Below are 18,046 nucleotides of genomic sequence, written 5' to 3' on the forward strand. Positions count from 1 at the left end.
ATCGCTTTTCGCGAATGAATTCGCTCCGACCTTGAAGTGAGAGCGAACTATTCCCGCCCGATTGCGGCAAAAACCGCCTTGGTATGTTCGGCCAGCACCGCCGCCGACAACTCAACCTCCAGCCCGCGCCGACCTGCACTGACGTAGATCGTCTCAAAAGGCTGGGCGCTGTGGTCGATGAAGGTGCGTAAACGCTTCTTCTGCCCCAGGGGGCTGATCCCGCCCAACAGATAACCGGTTGCCCGCTGGGCCGCAGCTGGGTCGGCCATTTCGGTTTTCTTCGCCGCTGCGGCACTGGCCAGGGCTTTCAGATCCAGGGTTCCGGCAACCGGCACCACGGCCACCAACAATTCCCCCTTTTCAGTGCTGGCAAGCAGGGTCTTGAACACCCGCGCCGCTTCGAGGCCAAGCTTTTCGGCCGCTTCCAGCCCATAAGACGCTGCTTTCGGATCATGTTCGTAACTGTGAATACGATGTTCGGCGCGAACCTTTTTCAATAAATCCAGCGCGGGGGTCATACGACACTCCTGATAACTCAAGGCGGCCATTACTTTAGGCGAAATGCAGCGCAAAAGCCCTGTCTCAATACATACACCTCAGTGATAGCCCTTTAAAATCAAAAAAATAATTCCTACACAAAATGGAGAAAAATCAAATTTCGCTGTCAGAAAATATCGTCAACGGTTCACTTTCAACCTTTGACAGCATTGTTTCTTGTCTATATTTTTTCGTTTACGAATATTTTTGAAATTCAATTTTCAACAAGATTCGTAAAACCGGTCGGGAATGGGGTTTTCCCGATACGGCAGATGATGAGCATCGGTGCTTTGCATACGAAGCCGCAAAAAACAAAAAAATGAGGTTCAAATGACCATATCAATGCAACAACCGACGCTCAGAGGCCAGTGCCTGGCTGAATTCCTTGGCACCGCTCTGATGATTTTTTTCGGCACAGGATGCGTTGCAGCGCTCAAGGTCGCAGGTGCTTCATTTGGCTTGTGGGAAATCTGCATCATCTGGGGTCTGGCCGTCAGCATGGCGATTTACATAAGCGCCGGTGTTTCGGGCGCTCACCTGAACCCTGCCGTCAGCATCGCACTCAGCCTCTTTGCAGGCTTCGAAAAGAAAAAACTGCCCTTCTATATAAGCGCACAGATTGCCGGTGCCTTCTGTGGTGCGGGGCTGGTCTATCTGCTTTACATCAGCCTGTTCTTCGATTACGAACATGCACACAACATGATTCGTGGCAGCGTGCAAAGCCTTGAATTGGCGTCGGTATTCTCAACCTATCCGAACCCGGCCATTTCAGTGGGCCAGGCGTTTCTGGTCGAGGTGGTGATCACTGCCGTGCTGATGGGCGTCATCATGGCTCTGGGCGATGACAGCAACGGCCTGCCACGCGGCGCGATGGCGCCTTTGCTGGTCGGCTTGCTGGTTGCCGTGATCGGAGCATCCATGGGGCCGCTGACCGGCTTCGCCATGAACCCGGCACGGGATTTCGGCCCTAAACTGATGACATTCCTTGCAGGCTGGGATGAGATAGCGTTCACCGGTGGGCGCGACATACCGTATTTCCTGGTTCCGATCTTTGCACCGATTCTGGGTGCCTGCCTGGGTGCTGCCGGCTATCGCGGGCTTATCGCCCGTCATCTGCCCAGCGCCGTCGCCGTTGAACAGGCTCCTGAAGCCATTCGCGGCAAAGCACAGACTTCCGCTTGAATACCCCCAATAACGCAAGGCAATCGAAATGACAGACTCTCAGAACAAGAACTACATCATTGCCCTTGACCAGGGCACCACCAGTTCACGTGCGATCATTTTCGACCGCAACGCCAACGTGGTGAGCACCGCCCAAAGCGAGTTCGTCCAGCATTACCCGCAGGCTGGCTGGGTCGAGCATGACCCGATGGAAATCTTCGCCACCCAGACCGCCTGCATGACCAAGGCCCTGGCTCAGGCTGACCTGCATCACAATCAGATCGCGGCCATCGGTATCACCAACCAGCGTGAAACCACGGTTGTATGGGAAAAGGACACCGGCCGCCCGATCTACAACGCCATCGTCTGGCAGTGCCGCCGCAGCACCGAGATCTGCCAGCAGCTCAAGCGCGACGGCCTTGAAGAATACATCAAGGAAACCACTGGCCTGGTCACCGACCCGTACTTCTCCGGTACCAAGCTCAAGTGGATTCTGGATAACGTCGAAGGCAGCCGCGAGCGCGCACGCAAGGGCGAGCTGATGTTTGGCACCGTCGATAGCTGGCTGATCTGGAAATTCACCGGCGGCAAGATTCACGTCACCGACTACACCAACGCCTCGCGCACCATGCTGTTCAACATCCATACCCTGGAATGGGATCAGCGCATGCTCGATGTGCTGGATATCCCTCGCGAAATGCTGCCCGAGGTCAAGGCATCCTCGGAAGTCTATGGCCACAGCAAAAGCGGGATTCCGATTGCCGGTATCGCAGGCGACCAGCAGGCCGCGCTGTTCGGGCAAATGTGCGTGGAACCGGGCCAGGCGAAAAACACCTATGGCACCGGCTGCTTCCTGCTGATGAACACCGGCAAGAAAGCCGTCAAGTCGGCCCACGGCATGCTGACCACCATTGGCTGCGGCCCGCGTGGCGAAGTGGCTTACGCACTGGAAGGCGCGGTGTTCAACGGCGGCTCTACTGTGCAGTGGCTGCGTGACGAACTGAAAATCGTCAACGACGCGCTGGACACCGAGTACTTCGCCAACAAGGTCAAGAACAGCAACGGCGTGTATCTGGTCCCGGCCTTTACCGGCCTGGGCGCGCCCTACTGGGACCCTTATGCCCGTGGCGCATTGTTCGGCCTGACTCGCGGCGTGAAAGTCGACCACATCATCCGCGCCGCACTGGAATCCATCGCCTATCAGACTCGCGATGTGCTGGACGCCATGCAGCAGGATTCGGGCGAACGTCTCAAGTCTCTGCGCGTCGATGGCGGCGCGGTCGCCAACAACTTCCTCATGCAATTCCAGGCCGACATCCTCGGCACTCAGGTCGAGCGCCCGCAAATGCGCGAAACCACCGCTCTGGGCGCAGCGTTCCTGGCTGGTCTGGCAATTGGCTTCTGGAGCAGTCTGGACGAGTTGCGCAACAAGGCCGTGATCGAGCGTGTGTTCGAGCCTCAGTGCGACGAGGCAGAAAAAGAGAAGCTCTACGCTGGCTGGAAGAAAGCCGTCGAGCGCACTCGTGACTGGGAACCACACGAAAACGAGGAGTAAGCAGGACGGGGAGCAGATTATTGAAGCTGACAGCCGAGGCCCGGCTGCGGCATCATGGGCGCCATTTGCAGAGGGTGCCCTAAGGAAAAACAATGAACCTGCCTCCCCGCCAGCAACAAATCCTCGAACTGGTTCGCGAACGCGGCTATGTGAGCATCGAGGAAATGGCGACGCTGTTCGTCGTGACCCCACAAACCATCCGCCGGGATATCAATCAACTTGCGGAAATGAACCTGCTGCGTCGCTACCACGGCGGCGCGGCCTATGACTCAAGCATCGAAAACACCGCCTACGCCATGCGTGCGGACCAAATGCGTGACGAGAAACAACGGATCGCCGAAGCCATCGCCGCACAGATCCCGGACAACGCCTCGCTGTTCATCAATATCGGTACCACCACCGAATCCATCGCCCGCGCCCTGCTCAACCACAACAACCTGAAAATCATCACGAACAACCTGCACGTGGCTTCCATTCTGAGCGGCAAGGATGATTTCGAGGTCCTGCTGGCCGGTGGCAACGTACGCCGTGACGGTGGCGTGGTCGGTCAGGCCAGTGTGGATTTCATCACCCAGTTCAAAGTCGACTTTGCTCTGGTCGGGATAAGCGGTATCGACGAAGACGGCAGCCTGCTGGATTTCGATTATCAGGAAGTCCGGGTTTCCCAGGCAATCATTGCCAATGCCCGGCAAGTGCTGCTGGCTGCGGACTCCAGCAAGTTCGGGCGTAACGCCATGGTGCGGCTTGGCCCTATCACCCTGATCGATTGTCTGGTAACCGATCAGGCACCTGTGCCGGCACTTCAGCAATTGCTTGCCCAGCACAAGATTCGCCTCGAAGTGGTTTGATTCACATCGTTTTTTGCGAACTGTAGGACCGGATTTATCCGGGAAGGCCGCGTGCAATCTCATACAGATGCAGCGGCCTTTTCGCGAATGAATTCGCTCCTGCGGGGCATGGCTGCACAGGCAAGCATTTGCGAAAATCGTCCTACGATGTTCGTTTTTATTCCTTTCCCCTCATCCTCATCAGTATTTTCAATAAATACTGACTGGCAGCGCCTTGTTTCTTGAGCTATGATTTTCACAAACGAACATCAATGTTCAAATTCGCCTTTCGTGCGTTATTCAAGAATTGTCCAGGAGGCCACCCAATGCCCCACTCCACTGCGTCAGCACCATCGCTTTCCGAGGTCTACGACATTGCCGTTATCGGTGGTGGTATCAACGGTGTCGGTATTGCAGCGGATGCATCGGGCCGTGGTCTGTCGGTTTTCCTTTGTGAAAAGGATGACCTGGCCAGCCACACCTCGTCAGCCAGCAGCAAGCTGATCCATGGCGGGCTGCGCTACCTGGAACATTACGAATTCCGTCTGGTGAGAGAGGCTCTGGCCGAACGCGAAGTATTGCTGGCCAAGGCGCCGCATATCGTCAAGCCGATGCGCTTCGTCCTGCCACATCGCCCGCATCTGCGTCCGGCCTGGATGATCCGTGCCGGCATGTTCCTTTATGACAACCTCGGCAAGCGCGAAAAACTGCCTGCGTCACGTAGCCTGCGTTTCGGGGCGGACAGCCCGCTCAACGCTTCCATCACTCGCGGTTTTGAGTACTCCGACTGCTGGGTAGATGACGCGCGTCTGGTGGTTCTCAATGCCATGGCCGCCCGCGAAAACGGCGCTCACATCCATACACGCACCCGTTGCCTGAGTGCCCGTCGGACCAAAGGCATGTGGCACCTGGAAATGGAGCGCGCCGACGGCACGCTGTTCTCGGTACAGGCCAAGGCACTGGTCAACGCCGCTGGCCCGTGGGTTGCCAGGTTCATTCGCGAAGACCTGAAGCTGGACTCGCCTTACGGCATCCGCCTGATTCAGGGCAGCCACCTGATCGTGCCAAGGCTGTACGAGGGCGAACACGCTTTCATCCTGCAGAATGAAGACAAGCGCATCGTGTTCACCATTCCGTACCTGGACAAATTCACCATCGTCGGCACGACCGACCGTGAATATCAGGGCGACCCGGCCAAGGTACAGATCACCGATGGCGAAATGGATTACATGCTGAAAGTGGCCAACGACCACTTCAAGAAGCAATTGAGCCGCAGTGACGTGCTGCACACTTATTCGGGCGTGCGCCCGCTGTGCAACGATGAATCCGATAATCCTTCGGCCATCACCCGCGACTACACCCTGTCGTTGTCGGGCGGCGAAAACGAAGCGCCGATTCTTTCGGTGTTCGGCGGCAAACTGACGACCTATCGCAAACTGGCCGAATCGGCGCTGGCGCAACTGGCTCCGTTCTTCACCCGGATGAAGCCGAGCTGGACCGCCAAGGCCGCACTGCCGGGCGCAGAAGAGATGACCACACCGCAGGTACTGGCAACCGAGCTGAGCAAACGCTACCCATGGCTGCCTGTTTCCATCGCACAACGCTGGTCCATCACCTACGGCAGCCGCAGCTGGCGCCTGATGGACGGCGTGAACGGCCTGGAAGACATGGGCGAGCATCTGGGCGCAGGCCTGTACACCCGCGAAGTCGATTACCTGTGCGCCAACGAGTGGGCAACCAACGCTGACGACATCCTGTGGCGTCGCACCAAGCTTGGGCTGTTCACCACGCCTGAAGAGCAGGCCGGGGTACAGGGTTATCTGGAAAAGGTTGTGCCGAATAAATCAGCTATCGCGGCAGCCTGAAGATCGATTTCGCGAATGAATTCGCTCCTACACCGCGTAGGAGCGAATTCATTCGCGAAGAACTAACAGGCAATAAACGCCGCAGGCAGATTGCGTATCTGCTCAGGTTCGCGAATGACGTAATGGTCATCGCTGGTCAGCTCATGCAGCAGTTCTTCACGCAACTGATGAAAATCAAAGCTGCTGCGCTGACGAGGATGCGGCAGTTTTATATCCACGATGCGCTTGATACGGCCAGGCCTTGGCTCCATGACCACGACCCGATCGGCCAGGAAGATGGCTTCCTCCACATCATGCGTCACCAGTACCGTAGTGATTTTTGCCCGCTCGCGAATGGCCAGCAGTTCTTCCTGCATCTGCTGGCGTGTCAGCGCATCCAGTGCGCCAAACGGTTCATCCAGCAACAGGATACGAGGGCTCGCCACCAGCCCTCGGGCAATCGCAACCCGCTGGGCCATGCCGCCTGAAAGCTGGTGGGGATAGGCCTTGGTAAAGTCCTTGAGGCCAACCAGATCAATGAAGTCAGCGATCCTCTGCTGCATCTCCTTCTGCCCAAGCCCTTCGTTGACCAAGCCCAGCTCGATGTTTTCCTCGACCGTCAGCCACGGGAACAGGCGATGCTCCTGAAACACGATCCCCCGCTCACTGCCAATGCCGCTGACCGGCTTGCCGTCGACCAGGATTTCACCGCGAAACTCGGTGTCCAGCCCGATCAATAGCCGCAACAGCGTGGATTTGCCGCAACCACTGGAGCCTACGATGGCAATGAACTCGCCTTCCTCGACTTGCAGATTGAACTCACGAATCGCTTCCACATCGCCATGACCGGTCTGGAACACCTTGCCCACATGGTTGAAGTTCACGATGGAATGGGTCTGGGCTGTCATGCATGCCTCCAGCGCGTTGCCCGCGCTTCAATGCGTTGTCCGATTTCGTTGAGTACCGCGCCGGTCAGGCCCACCAACAGCATGCCACTCATGATGACGTCCATGCGCAGCAGTTGCTGCGCACCGATCATCAGGCTGCCGATGCCGCCATTGGATGGCATGAAATATTCGGCACCGATGGTGCCCAGCCAGGCATAGATCAGGCTCAGGCGCAGGCCGGCAAAAATCCCCGGTGCAGCACCCGGCAGCACCATGCGAGTCAAGCGTTGCCACAGGTTCAGGCGCAAGACCTGGGCCGCCTCCCTCAGTTGCGGTGACAGGTTGGCGACGCTGCGCTGGGTCGCAATGAACAGCGGGAAAAATGCCGCAAGCCCGACGAATACCCACTTGGCCGGCTCTCCCAACCCGAACCAGGCTGTGATCAGGGGCACCCAGGCGAAAATGGCGACTTGCCTGAACGCAGCCAGTGTCGGCCCGAGAAAACGCTCCAGGGGTTGCGACAAGCCAAGCAGCAAGCCCAAAGAAAACCCCAGCGTACCGCCCAGAAACAGACCTCCCAAGGCACGGCTCAGGCTCAGCCCCATCGCTTGCGGCAACGAACCATCCAGCAGACCGGCCCACAGGGTTTCAATCACCAGCAGCGGTGAAACCAGAATATTGGCATTGACCCAGCCCCACTGGCTGGCGGCTTGCCACAGCGCCAGCAAGGCAAAGGGCAGAATCCAGGGAACGATTCGATCAAGCCCTTGCGCTGGAGCGCGACCACGAAACTCGGCGGTCGCGGCATGGGGCCAGAACACCCATTTACGATCCGCCAAGCCAATCCCGCGATCCATCAGCACGCCAATCACGCCGATCACGGCAATGCAGACGAACACGATATCGAGCATGAACAATTGCCGAGCCCATACCATCAGGTAGCCAATCCCTTCGCTTGAAGCCAGCAACTCGACTGCCAGCAACGAAGACCAGCCAGACGACAGCGCCAGCCGCACGCCGGCCATGAAAGACGGCAAGGCCGCAGGAAGAATGAGACGCCGGATCAGCAAATGCAGAGGCAGACGTAAAACGGCAGCGGCTTCGCGCAAGCGAGGCTGGGCATCGCGAACGCCGATCAGGGTGTGCAGGGTTACCGGAACGATAACCGCCTTGATCATCACCACCAGCTTGAGCATCTCACCAATGCCGAACACGACCATGAACAGCGGAATCCACGCCAGGGTCGGCACTTGCGCCAGCGAGGTAAATGTCGGCAAGACCAGCCTTTCGGCCCGACGGCTGAAACCCAGCCAGGCACCCAGCACGGCACCCGCCGAGATCCCCGCCAGCAAGCCCCAGAACAGGCGTTGCAAACTGATCCACAAGTTGCCGGGAAGGTCAGAGGTTGCCAGCTCCAGAGCGCTCTGCCAGACCAGCGAAGGTGCCGGCAGGATCTGCTCGCTCATCCAGTGATTGCGGCTGGCCACCCACCAGAGCACAGCCAGTGCGAGGGGCAGATACCACGCCAACAGATACCGTTTGAATACCGGAGCCACAGCCCGGCGCCGGGAAGACGCAACAGGCTGCGGAATAGAAAGAAGGGAGTCACGAGCCATATCAGAACTCCGCTGTCGGCTGCTGCATAAAGGCTATTTGCATATTCTTATCCGATCTATAAAAACAGACAGGAATTCCATATAGAGATAAGTATCGCCATTTAAGTGCGGATGCAAGCCAGACATCCAATGCATTTAAAGAATACTTTTATTGCATGCAATGCATGTCCCGCAGCGCGCCCCGAACATGCGGTTTATTCCATTGGGTGATTAAACGTGGAATTAATATTATTTCTGGACTGATCCAAAGCTGTGTCTATTAGGCGTTCTCCGCGAACAATCAGGACAGCCCATGAAAAAGATCTTCAAATCCCTGGCCTTCGGATGCGCCCTTGCCCTGACCTCCATCGCCAGCCATGCCGCCGATCTCAAGGAGATCCGCATCGCCGTGCCGGACCTCAGCGCCGGAGCCGGAAACAGCGGAGGCGGCATAGTCGATGTGCTGCGCAGCCAGCAGATTTACGAAAAGGCCTTTGCCGATGAAGGCATCAAGATTCAGTGGGTGTTCTTCAAGGGCGCAGGCCCGGTCATCAATGAAGCGTTCGCCAACAAACAGGTGGACCTGGCCTATCTGGGTGATCTGGCAGCCATCATCGGCAAATCCAACGGGCTCGATACCCGCCTGCTCAGCGCCGCCGCTCGCGGCATCAAGCATTATCTGGCGGTGGTGCCAGGCTCGGGCATCAAGACCTTGCAGGATCTCAAGGGCAAACGGGTTTCTGTATTTCGCGGCACGGCCAGCCAGTTGTCCTTCGATACCGCGCTGGCCAGCCAGGGCCTTAGCGAGAAAGACCTGAAAGTCATCAACCTGGACTTCAATGCCGCACTGGCAGCCCTGGCCGCCAAACAGATCGACGCCACCTGGGCACTCTCGGGCCTGACCGCTCTTGAAGCCAAGGGCCTGGCAGAACTGCCTCTAAGCTCCAGGGACCTGGGCGGCGCGGGCAATATTCAGGGCGTACTGGTCGCTGACGGAGCCTTCGTCGACGCCCACCCCGAAGCCGTGGCTCGTCTGCTCAAGGCCCAGGAACAGGCCACCCGCTGGCTGACCGACGAGAGGCCTATATCGATCTGGTTTCCAACTATGCGAGCTACCCGGCAGCCATACTGGAAAAAGACCTGCGCACGGAAAAAATGGCTGACATCTTCCCCTCACAACTCGACCCGCAATTCCTCGCCGCCTTGCAATCCTCCGTGGATATCGCCGCCAGAGAACGGTTGATCCGCAAGCCTTTCAAGGTGAGTGAGTGGGTACAGTAGGAGCGAATTCATTCGCGAAGGCCGATATTCGCGAATAAATTCGCTCCCACACAGATGGGGTCACTCATTGTCTTCATCCACCTCAACAATCACCTCGATCATCGCCCGCGCCGCCGGTGACAGTCTGAAGCCTGCACGGCTGACGATGCCGTAGCGGGCGCTCAGGCTGTCGAGTTCGTCGGGCAGGTTGCGCCAGTGCAGGCGAGCCAGGGTGCCGTTGGCGATGTCGTGCTCCAGTGCTTCTTGCGGGCCGATGCCGATGACGTTGGAGCTTTGCACGATTTTCATCAGGGCCGGGAAATGGGCGGTTTCGATATGCAGGGTGAAGTCGGAGCGGCCACTGAGGTTGGCGAGCCCTTTACGGATGCCCGGCGGGATCAGTGTCGCGCCCAACGGGTAATCGAACATGTCATTGGTGGACAGGCTTTCCTTGCTCAGCAGCGGGTGCCCTGCCCGGCAAAAGAACATGCCGCGCCGCGCTTTCAGGGGCCGGGTCTGGAAGTTCGGGTCTGACTCGAACTGGCGGGTGTCGGCCACGAAGAATTCGATCTCTTCCCGAGCCAGGCTGCGGGCCAGTTTTTCCCAGTTGTTCACTTCCAGATAAGCCCGCACTTTGGGGTGGGCCTCGATGAAGCGAGACATGGCTTCGGGAATCAGGCGCATGGCTGGCGCAGGTCCAGAGCCAAAGCGTATTTCACCGGCATCGAGCTTGGTCATCTGCGCCACTTCGCTGCTCAGCAATGCAGCGCCTTGTACCAGTCGCAACGCATGTTGCAACACCACATGGCCTTCAGGCGTCGGTCGCAGATCCTTGTTGGCGCGCTCCACCAGCACACACCCGAACTCTTGCTCCAGGCCTTGAATACTGCGGCTGAACGCCGGTTGGGTAATCCCCATGGCGTCTGCTGCGCGCACGAAACTGCGGTGTTCGTTCAGCGCGATGAAGTAGCGTAATTGACGCAGATCCATATGCATTCCAGGCATTTGAAAATGAGGCCAAAGGTATTGGCCTGACGAATGGGTTGAGGTTTTAAATGCAAGCTCTTATGCCGTCAACGAACAAAATAAATACCGGATAGACCTTTTGGTTCTAACCATAGATAAAGAGGATTTGCCATGAGCCAGGCAGCACTTGCTACCCAACCCAACCCCCTGACGCTGGATATTCAACCGATTGCAGGCCGTATCGGCGCACAGATCAATGGCGTCGCCTTGAGCGCTGATCTGGATGCCGCCACCGTGGACGCCATCCAGGCCGCACTGGTGCAATACAAAGTGCTGTTCTTTCGCGGCCAGACTCACCTGGACGATCAGAGTCAGGAAGCCTTTGCCAAGCTGCTGGGTGAACCCATTGCACACCCGACGGTTCCGGTGCGTGACGGGACCCGCTACCTGATGCAATTGAGTGGTGCCGATGGCCAGCGCGCCAACTCCTGGCACACGGATGTCACTTTTGTGGACGCTTACCCCAAGGCCTCGATCCTGCGCTCGGTCATCGCACCGGCTTCCGGTGGCGATACCGTGTGGGCCAATACTGCTGCGGCCTATAACGATCTTTCGCCGGAGATACGCGAACTGGCCGACAAACTCTGGGCCTTGCACAGCAACGAATATGACTACGCGGGCATCCGGCCCGGCGTGACCTCGGAAAAGCTTGATAACTACCGCAAGGTCTTTGCTTCCACCGTCTATGAAACCGAGCATCCGGTGGTACGAGTGCATCCGGTGAGTGGTGAAAGAAGCCTGCTGCTCGGCCATTTCGTCAAACGCATCAAGGGCTATTCGGCAAGCGACTCGGCCCATCTCTTCGGTCTGTTGCAGAGCCATGTCACTCGCCTGGAAAACACCGTGCGCTGGCGCTGGACGGCAGGAGATGTTGCCATCTGGGACAACCGCTCCACCCAGCACTATGCCGTGGACGACTACGGCCAGCAGGAACGCATCGTGCGTCGCGTGACCTTGCAGGGCGAAGTCCCGGTGGGTGTCGCCGGGCAAAAAAGCGTCACCATCAAAGGTGCCTGACCTGAAACGTTCGCGGGCGCTCTCACGCCCGCGATGTTTCACCAGACGCCGATCTGTACCATCGCGTCATCTTCCAGCTCGCCATAACGGAATCGTTGCCCACGCTGATCGATTTCCTCGTTACTGATCGTCGTGCGCCGTTTCAAGCCCCGTAACCAGTCGAACAGGTAGCTCTGGTGTTGCTCGCGCACCTGGGCGAACGCCGGATCGGCACCCAGATCGTTGAGTTCCTGAGGATCGTTTTCCAGATCGAACAACTGAGCGCGGAAACCGTCATAGGCCAGGTACTTGAAGCGCTCGCTGCGCACCATGTACATCCGGCAACGATCGATAGGTTGTCCCAAACGCTCACGGGCAGGTGCCTGGAACGCATAGTCGTATTCGGAAATAGCGAACTGGCGCCATTGCGGTTGCTGGCCATGCAGCAGCGGAATCAGCGACCGGCCTTCAAGACGATGCCCGGCACCGGGCAAGCCCAGAGCTTCCAGAAAGGTCGGCAAGGCATCGATGGTTTCCACCAGTCGCTCATCGACACTGCCACGGGTCACGTCGGCTGCCGGACGCGGATCGCGCACGATCAGCGGCACGCCCACGGCGGGTTCAAGCAGAAACTCTTTCTCGCCCAGATAGTGATCACCAAGGAAGTCACCATGGTCGCTGGTGAAGACGATCAGCGTGTCGTCCCAACGCCCATTGCTCTGCATCACATCGAACAGCCGCCCGAGCTGATCGTCCACCTGCTTCACCAGCCCCATGTAGGTCGGGATAACATTCAGGCGCACTTCTTCACGGGAAAAATTACGGCTTTCCTGATGCTCGCGGAATGCCGCGTAAACCGGATGGTCGCTCTCCTTGCCCGCTTCGGCGCGTATCGGCGCAATCACATGCTCTTTGCCGTACAGCGCGTGATAAGGCGCCGGGGCGATGTAAGGCCAATGCGGCTTGATGTATGAAAGATGCAGGCACCAGGGTTGCTCGCCCTGCTCCGTCATGAAGTCGATGGCGCGGTCGGTGGTGTAAACGGTTTCCGAATGCTGCTCTTCGATACGGGCCGGCAAGTGCGAATGGCGCATTTTCCAGCCACTGAGGATTTCGCCATTTTCGCCTTCAGCGGCGTTGGCCCAGTCATGCCAGGGATTGACCCCATCAAAGCCCAGATTGCGCAGGTAATGGGTGTAAGGCGCACTTTCACGCTTGTCGGCAAAAACCGGATCGTCCGGGTAGATGCCGTCGTGGCGGAAAAAAGCTTCAAACCCTACTTCGTTGAGGTTCTCGGCCTGCTCGCTGTCAGGTTCCAGAGCCAGGCGTTGCTGGGCGTCCAGATTGGGCGTGGCGTGGGTCTTGCCCACCAGCGCCGTGCGAATCCCGGCCGGGCGCAGGTAGTCGCCGATGGTGAGTTCATCCAGAGGCAAGGGCACGGAGTTCCAGGCCACCTGATGGCTGCTGACGTAACGGCCCGTGTAGGCCGACATTCGCGAAGGTCCACAAATGGTGCCTTGGGTGTAAGCCCGGGCGAAGCGCACGCCAGCTTGTGCCAGACGGTCAATATTCGGGGTGTGCAGATGCGGGTGGCCATAGCACGACAGATAATCACGGCGCAGTTGGTCGCACATGATGTACAGCACGTTCTTGATTGCAGTCATGGGAGATTACCTGTCAGGTCAGAGTGCATTGCCAGCGGCATCGAATACCGGCCAGAAATCTGTCAGTTTCTGTTGTTGCAGGGCACTGTCGACGAAACGTGGCTCGGCCCATTCATCCACCGCGAAAGTGCGACGGATCAGGCCAAGGGTCTTGGCCTGATCGACGCTGTTTTGCAGGGTGGTTTTCAGGAACGGGTCCAGCCGCGGCGAGTTGCGGAATTTCAGGTCATCGCCTTTCAATTCCCGCTCGAACAAGGCCGCTGGCGTTGAACTTCTTTCCCCCATCAACGCGCTATAGGCCGGCAGGTTCTGCACATCACTCAGCCACACGGCGTTCTTGACCAGCACATTGATCAGGCGCTGGGTCAATTCCGGATGCTTGTCGATAAAGGCCTGGCTGCCGACAAGCCCAGCCTGAGTGGTGGACTGACGGGAAAGCTGCTTGGTGCTCACCGGAAACAGAATGCCCTTGCTCTCAAGCCCCAGGACACCCATGCCCGACCAGGTCGCATCGATCTGCCCGCTGGCCAGTGCCGCGCGGGCGGCGGCCCAGTCGAGGCTGATGATTTGCAGGTCGCGCTCTTTCAGGCCCTCGCTTTCCAGTGCCTTGGCAAATGAAAGCTGGTCTGCCGTGCCACGATAGGCCGCCACGCGCTTGCCCTTGAGGTCGGTCAGCCGGGTAATACCCGATTGCGGCGTCACCGCCAGATACATGTTGGCGCCACGTGCGCCCAGCAGCAGGCGAGTCTGCAAACCGCTGGAGCGACCGATGATTGCAGCCAGATCGCCCAGCCAGGCGAAGTCCAGTTGCTGGTTGGCAAAAGCTTCGTTGACCGCAGGCCCTGCCCCCTTGAAGAAATGCCACTGCACCTTCACCCCGGACGCTGCAAATTCCTGCTCAAGCTGCTGATGGATGTGCGCAAGCCCCACCACACCTTGCACGAATGGCAAACTCCCGGCGCCTTGATCCGGTGAGCCGATGCGGATGGTCACTGCCTCATCGCTGGCCTGGGCATTGCCGATAAGGCCGGCGAGAAGCATTCCCAGCAGGGGCTTGAAAAGTTGTCGTATGGATTTGCTCATGGGGTCGGTCCGTTGATGTGCAGGCTAATAGCGGTTATTTCGCGATCCGGGCGGGTATTCAGCAAGTGCATTTGTTGAATAGTTCATATGCAAGGCCTGCATACCAAGGCGGCATCACACCGCCAGATTGGTCAGCAACGATTCGTGGGCCGCGTCCTCTGCCTGATCGACCTTCTTGATCTCTTCGATCATCTCCTGCGCCAGAGGCGACAATCGATAACCGGCCCGACTGACGATGCCATAGCGCGTGAACAACTCTTCACATTGGTCATCCAGACCTTCGATACGCAAACGCACCAGCTCCTGCCGTGCGTAGTACAGCGCATCGCTGTAAGAGCCACTGATACCGATTGCGTTAGAACTCATCACCACGGCGAGCAGGCTGAACGTGTTCTCGCACTCGACGTTAGGCGCGAAGTCCGGTTGGCCGCTCAGGTCGGCCATCACCTTGCGCAGGTTCGGTGGCCGCAGGGTCGCGGCCAGCGGGAAGCTCAGCAATTCGCTGGCGGTAATCGTCTCGCGCTGCGCCAGCGGATGCCCGGCGCGACAGCAGAAATGCCATTTGCGCGGCCGCAGCTTGTGCGTGACATAGGAAGGGTCTGCCTCGAATTGCCGGGTATCGGCCACGAAGAACTCGAACTCTTCATTGAGCAAACGCTTGCCCAGGCTCTGCCAGTCGTCCACCTGAAAATGAACCCGTGCCTTGGGCAGGCGGCTGATGAAGCTGCCTATCGCACGGGGCACTAGACCTGACGCTGGCGCCGGCCCACAACCGAAACGCAGTTCGCCCGCTTCCAGCGCATTGAACTGGCTGATCTCGCTGGTCAGTTGCCTGGCACCACTGACCAGACGCCGCGCGTGCTCAAGCACCACCTGCCCTTGCTGGGTCGGCGTCAGGTCCTTGCTGACCCGATCAATCAACTGGCAGCCGACGCTGTGCTCCAGCGCCTGGATGCTGCGACTGAAAGCGGATTGCGACAGGTTCACCGCCACAGCAGCGGCGACAAAGCTTCGATGCTCGGCCAGAGCAATCAGGTGACGGAGTTGGCGAAGGTCGATATGCATTTTTCACATAAAAAGTATCGGGCAAATGCATTTGCTCTGCCTCGGTAGCACTCCTTATAAAGGCAATCTCTTATTCAGTAAAACCTTATAAATACATATTCAAATAACTAAAAAGAATATTAGTAGTGCAAGAGGAATAACCGACCTTGGCATTGCATCACAGGAGCCGCGACATGAATGATCAACAATCCGCCCCCCCGATCGCCGCCGGACGACTCAAGCGTTTGCCGCTCGCCCTGTTGCTGGCGGGCTGCGCAGGCTTTTCGCTTGCCCACGCGGCTGAAACCCCGTCGACAACAAGCGCTGCCAGATCCGACAGCGGTGCTACCGCGGATGACACACGGCTCAAGACCGTAACCGTCACCACCCGCCGCCGCGAGGAAAGTTCGCAGAACGTGCCCACTCCGATCAGCGTGCTGGACGGTGCCTCGCTGGAAAGCCAGCGGATCTATCAGATCCAGGACCTGCAACAACTGGTGCCGAGCCTGAACGTGGCCTACATGCATGCCCGGCAGTCGAGCGTGTCGATCCGCGGGCTTGGCAATAACCCGGCCAGCGACGGGCTGGAAGGCAGCGTTGGCTTGTACATCGACAACGTTTATCTCGGGCGGCCCGGCATGGCGGTGTTCGACCTCATGGACATCGAGCAACTGGAAGTGCTGCGCGGCCCGCAAGGGACGCTGTTCGGCAAGAACACCACGGCCGGGGTCCTGAACATCAATACCCGTGCGCCCGGTTTTACCCCGGAACGCAGCATCGAAACGTCCATTGGCGAGAGTGGCTACTTCCAGACCAAGGGCACGATTTCCGGCCCGCTCAACGATCAGTTGGCCGGTCGCTTCTCCGCTTATCGCAGCCGCAGCGACGGCGATCTGGATAACGTCTTCGACGGTAACAAACTCGGTGGCGGCTCACGCGAAGGCTTCCGTGGACAACTGCTGTTCAAGCCCAACGAAGACTTCAGCCTGCGCTGGATTGCCGACTACAACGAGGAAAGCTCCAGCGCCGGAACCCGTGCGCTGTTCAGCACCGGACCGACCATCAACGGCGTCAACCGCTACGAAAGCCGCGCTGCCGCAGCGGGTGCCACGCTGGTGGATGGCTCGCACCGCAAGGTCAACCTCAACAGCGACCAGCGCGTGACCGTGCATCAAGGGGGCACCTCGCTGGAAGCCAACTGGAAGCTGGCCAACGATTTCACCCTGACCTCCGTGAGTTCCTATCGCTGGTGGAATTTCACGCCGCGCAACGATGACGGCCTCAATGCATCGGCCTCCTACAACGGCGGCGTATCGGTGGAAGATAAACAGTGGTCCCAGGAATTTCGCCTGGCGTCCCCTGGCGGCGGCTTTTTCGATTACGTAGTCGGTGCGTACTATTTCGGCTCCGATCTGGATAACAAGTCGTTCACCAACTATGGCCCGCAGGCCGATATCTGGAACGGCACCGCCACCGGCGCACTGGCCAACGTCAACAGCCTGGGCAAAGGCCATATCGAAACCAACAGCTTTGCCCTCTTCGCCCAGGGCACCTGGCACCTCACGCCGAAACTGGATTTCACTGCCGGTGTTCGCGGCACTTATGAAGAGAAGAATGCCTGGGTGCAACGCGATGCTCCGCAAGGCGGTGCCACTGTTACCGGCGCGGCCCTCACCGCACGCAATGCCCGCACAGGTGCCTACGAGTCGGGCGACCTGAACCAGTACACCGCCAGCCCTTCGGGCATGCTCAACCTGAGTTACCACTTCACCGACGATCTGCTGGGCTACGCCACGCTCTCCCACGGTGAGAAATCCGGCGGGGTCAACCTGGCGGTCGGTACGGCCCCAACAGCCGGTGCAGACTCGCTGCTGATCGGCACCGAGCGCGCCAACAACGCAGAGCTGGGCCTGAAAAGCACGCTCTGGGATCGTCGCCTGCAACTCAACGCCAACCTGTTCTGGACCCAGGTCAACGGCTACCAGACCAACGCCTATGACAACGCCAACCGCGTGCAATACCTGACCAACGCCGGCACCGTGCGCTCTCGCGGTCTGGAACTGGAAAGCACCATTCTGCCGATTCGCGGGCTGACGCTGAACGTCAATGGCTCTTACAACGACGTGCGTTACACCTCTTATAAAGATGCGCCTTGCCCACCCGAAGTCAGCCTGCAGGCCGGCGCGCCCGCTTCGTGCGACCTGAGCGGTCATCAGGTGGTCGGAGCCTCCAAATACATCGCCAACGTCAATGGCGAGTACAAGTGGGATCTGGATAACGGTCTGCAAGAGTACGTCACGGCCAGCTATGCATTCCGCTCCAAGGCCGTGGGCACTGTTGAAGACTCCGATTACGCGCAGATCCCGAGCTACGCCGTCGTCAACCTCAGCACCGGCTTGCGCGGAGATCTCGGCCAAGGTCAGTGGGACGTCTCGCTGTGGCTGAAGAACGCTTTCGACAAGACCTATTACACGACCTTGTGGAGTGAACCCAACGGCGGCTACGGCGGCTTGCTGGGTACGCCGCGCACGCTGGGCATGACTGCTCGTTACGACTTCTGACTGGCC

General features: G+C 58.6%; 13 protein-coding genes and 1 pseudogene. 7 read left to right on the forward strand and 7 right to left on the reverse strand.

Annotated features, from left to right (window positions below):
- Positions 1-47 precede the first annotated feature (47 nt).
- The gene (ybaK, locus tag JL015_RS03025) at positions 48-518 is read right to left on the reverse strand and encodes a Cys-tRNA(Pro) deacylase (RefSeq protein ID WP_201017358.1); all 471 of its coding nucleotides are present in this window, start codon (positions 516-518) and stop codon (positions 48-50) included.
- Positions 519-867: 349 nt separating this feature from the next.
- Here ybaK and JL015_RS03030 point away from each other — a divergent pair, with 349 nt between their 5' ends.
- From JL015_RS03030 to glpD, 4 genes are all read left to right on the forward strand, one after another.
- Positions 868-1,719, forward strand: a complete 852-nt coding sequence (locus JL015_RS03030; protein ID WP_201000115.1) for an MIP/aquaporin family protein — start codon at positions 868-870, stop codon at positions 1,717-1,719.
- 28 nt (positions 1,720-1,747) lie between these two features.
- The gene (glpK, locus tag JL015_RS03035; RefSeq protein WP_201017359.1) at positions 1,748-3,253 is read left to right on the forward strand and encodes a glycerol kinase GlpK; all 1,506 of its coding nucleotides are present in this window, start codon (positions 1,748-1,750) and stop codon (positions 3,251-3,253) included.
- Positions 3,254-3,345: 92 nt separating this feature from the next.
- Positions 3,346-4,101, forward strand: coding sequence for a DeoR/GlpR family transcriptional regulator (locus JL015_RS03040; RefSeq protein ID WP_025261506.1), 756 nt, complete (start codon positions 3,346-3,348; stop codon positions 4,099-4,101).
- A gap of 305 nt (positions 4,102-4,406) precedes the next feature.
- Positions 4,407-5,945, forward strand: a complete 1,539-nt coding sequence (gene glpD, locus JL015_RS03045) for a glycerol-3-phosphate dehydrogenase (RefSeq protein ID WP_201017360.1) — start codon at positions 4,407-4,409, stop codon at positions 5,943-5,945.
- Between the two features lie 62 nt (positions 5,946-6,007).
- Here the strand turns inward: glpD and JL015_RS03050 are convergent, their stop codons facing one another.
- Together JL015_RS03050 and JL015_RS03055 are read right to left on the reverse strand one after the other, a co-directional pair.
- Positions 6,008-6,832 carry an ABC transporter ATP-binding protein gene (locus JL015_RS03050; RefSeq protein ID WP_025261508.1) on the reverse strand — a complete coding sequence of 275 codons (825 nt, stop codon included), beginning with the start codon at positions 6,830-6,832 and terminating at the stop codon, positions 6,008-6,010.
- Complete coding sequence (locus JL015_RS03055) at positions 6,829-8,427, reverse strand: ABC transporter permease (protein ID WP_201017361.1); 1,599 nt, start codon at positions 8,425-8,427, stop codon at positions 6,829-6,831. The genes JL015_RS03050 and JL015_RS03055 overlap by 4 nt, the downstream gene beginning before the upstream one ends.
- Before the next feature lie 292 nt (positions 8,428-8,719).
- Here JL015_RS03055 and JL015_RS03060 point away from each other — a divergent pair.
- A pseudogene (locus tag JL015_RS03060) lies at positions 8,720-9,687 on the forward strand (ABC transporter substrate-binding protein).
- A 60-nt stretch (positions 9,688-9,747) separates the two neighbouring features.
- Here JL015_RS03060 and JL015_RS03065 read toward each other — a convergent pair.
- Positions 9,748-10,656 (reverse strand): LysR family transcriptional regulator, encoded by a 909-nt coding sequence (locus JL015_RS03065; protein WP_201017362.1) that lies wholly within the window; start codon positions 10,654-10,656, stop codon positions 9,748-9,750.
- A gap of 147 nt (positions 10,657-10,803) precedes the next feature.
- On the opposite strand from JL015_RS03065, the gene JL015_RS03070 reads away from it, so the two are divergent.
- Entirely contained in the window at positions 10,804-11,709 is a 906-nt protein-coding gene (locus JL015_RS03070) for a TauD/TfdA dioxygenase family protein (protein ID WP_201017363.1), read from the forward strand.
- Positions 11,710-11,747: 38 nt separating this feature from the next.
- Here JL015_RS03070 and JL015_RS03075 read toward each other — a convergent pair whose 3' ends face one another.
- The 3 genes from JL015_RS03075 to JL015_RS03085 all read right to left on the reverse strand — a co-directional run bounded on the left by JL015_RS03075 (position 11,748) and on the right by JL015_RS03085 (position 15,500).
- Positions 11,748-13,352: an alkaline phosphatase family protein gene (locus tag JL015_RS03075; RefSeq protein WP_201017364.1), complete on the reverse strand. Its 1,605-nt coding sequence runs from the start codon at positions 13,350-13,352 to the stop codon at positions 11,748-11,750.
- 18 nt (positions 13,353-13,370) lie between these two features.
- Positions 13,371-14,435 (reverse strand): ABC transporter substrate-binding protein, encoded by a 1,065-nt coding sequence (locus tag JL015_RS03080; protein ID WP_201017365.1) that lies wholly within the window; start codon positions 14,433-14,435, stop codon positions 13,371-13,373.
- 114 nt (positions 14,436-14,549) lie between these two features.
- Positions 14,550-15,500 (reverse strand): LysR family transcriptional regulator, encoded by a 951-nt coding sequence (locus JL015_RS03085; protein ID WP_201000127.1) that lies wholly within the window; start codon positions 15,498-15,500, stop codon positions 14,550-14,552.
- Between the two features lie 173 nt (positions 15,501-15,673).
- On the opposite strand from JL015_RS03085, the gene JL015_RS03090 reads away from it, so the two are divergent.
- The gene (locus JL015_RS03090; protein WP_201017366.1) at positions 15,674-18,040 is read left to right on the forward strand and encodes a TonB-dependent receptor; all 2,367 of its coding nucleotides are present in this window, start codon (positions 15,674-15,676) and stop codon (positions 18,038-18,040) included.
- Positions 18,041-18,046: the final 6 nt, after the last annotated feature.

It is taken from the genome of Pseudomonas cichorii (assembly GCF_015471405.1).
Taxonomy (GTDB): domain Bacteria; phylum Pseudomonadota; class Gammaproteobacteria; order Pseudomonadales; family Pseudomonadaceae; genus Aquipseudomonas; species Aquipseudomonas serbiensis.

Excerpts from the sequence above, each read along its gene's own strand:
- ybaK (WP_201017358.1), bottom strand. The coding sequence starts at position 518 with ATGACCCCCGCGCTGGATTTATTGAAAAAGGTTCGCGCCGAACATCGT.
- JL015_RS03030 (WP_201000115.1), top strand. The coding sequence starts at position 868 with ATGACCATATCAATGCAACAACCGACGCTCAGAGGCCAGTGCCTGGCT.
- glpK (WP_201017359.1), top strand. The coding sequence starts at position 1,748 with ATGACAGACTCTCAGAACAAGAACTACATCATTGCCCTTGACCAGGGC.
- JL015_RS03040 (WP_025261506.1), top strand. The coding sequence starts at position 3,346 with ATGAACCTGCCTCCCCGCCAGCAACAAATCCTCGAACTGGTTCGCGAA.
- glpD (WP_201017360.1), top strand. The coding sequence starts at position 4,407 with ATGCCCCACTCCACTGCGTCAGCACCATCGCTTTCCGAGGTCTACGAC.
- JL015_RS03050 (WP_025261508.1), bottom strand. The coding sequence starts at position 6,832 with ATGACAGCCCAGACCCATTCCATCGTGAACTTCAACCATGTGGGCAAG.
- JL015_RS03055 (WP_201017361.1), bottom strand. The coding sequence starts at position 8,427 with ATGGCTCGTGACTCCCTTCTTTCTATTCCGCAGCCTGTTGCGTCTTCC.
- JL015_RS03065 (WP_201017362.1), bottom strand. The coding sequence starts at position 10,656 with ATGGATCTGCGTCAATTACGCTACTTCATCGCGCTGAACGAACACCGC.
- JL015_RS03070 (WP_201017363.1), top strand. The coding sequence starts at position 10,804 with ATGAGCCAGGCAGCACTTGCTACCCAACCCAACCCCCTGACGCTGGAT.
- JL015_RS03075 (WP_201017364.1), bottom strand. The coding sequence starts at position 13,352 with ATGACTGCAATCAAGAACGTGCTGTACATCATGTGCGACCAACTGCGC.
- JL015_RS03080 (WP_201017365.1), bottom strand. The coding sequence starts at position 14,435 with ATGAGCAAATCCATACGACAACTTTTCAAGCCCCTGCTGGGAATGCTT.
- JL015_RS03085 (WP_201000127.1), bottom strand. The coding sequence starts at position 15,500 with ATGCATATCGACCTTCGCCAACTCCGTCACCTGATTGCTCTGGCCGAG.
- JL015_RS03090 (WP_201017366.1), top strand. The coding sequence starts at position 15,674 with ATGAATGATCAACAATCCGCCCCCCCGATCGCCGCCGGACGACTCAAG.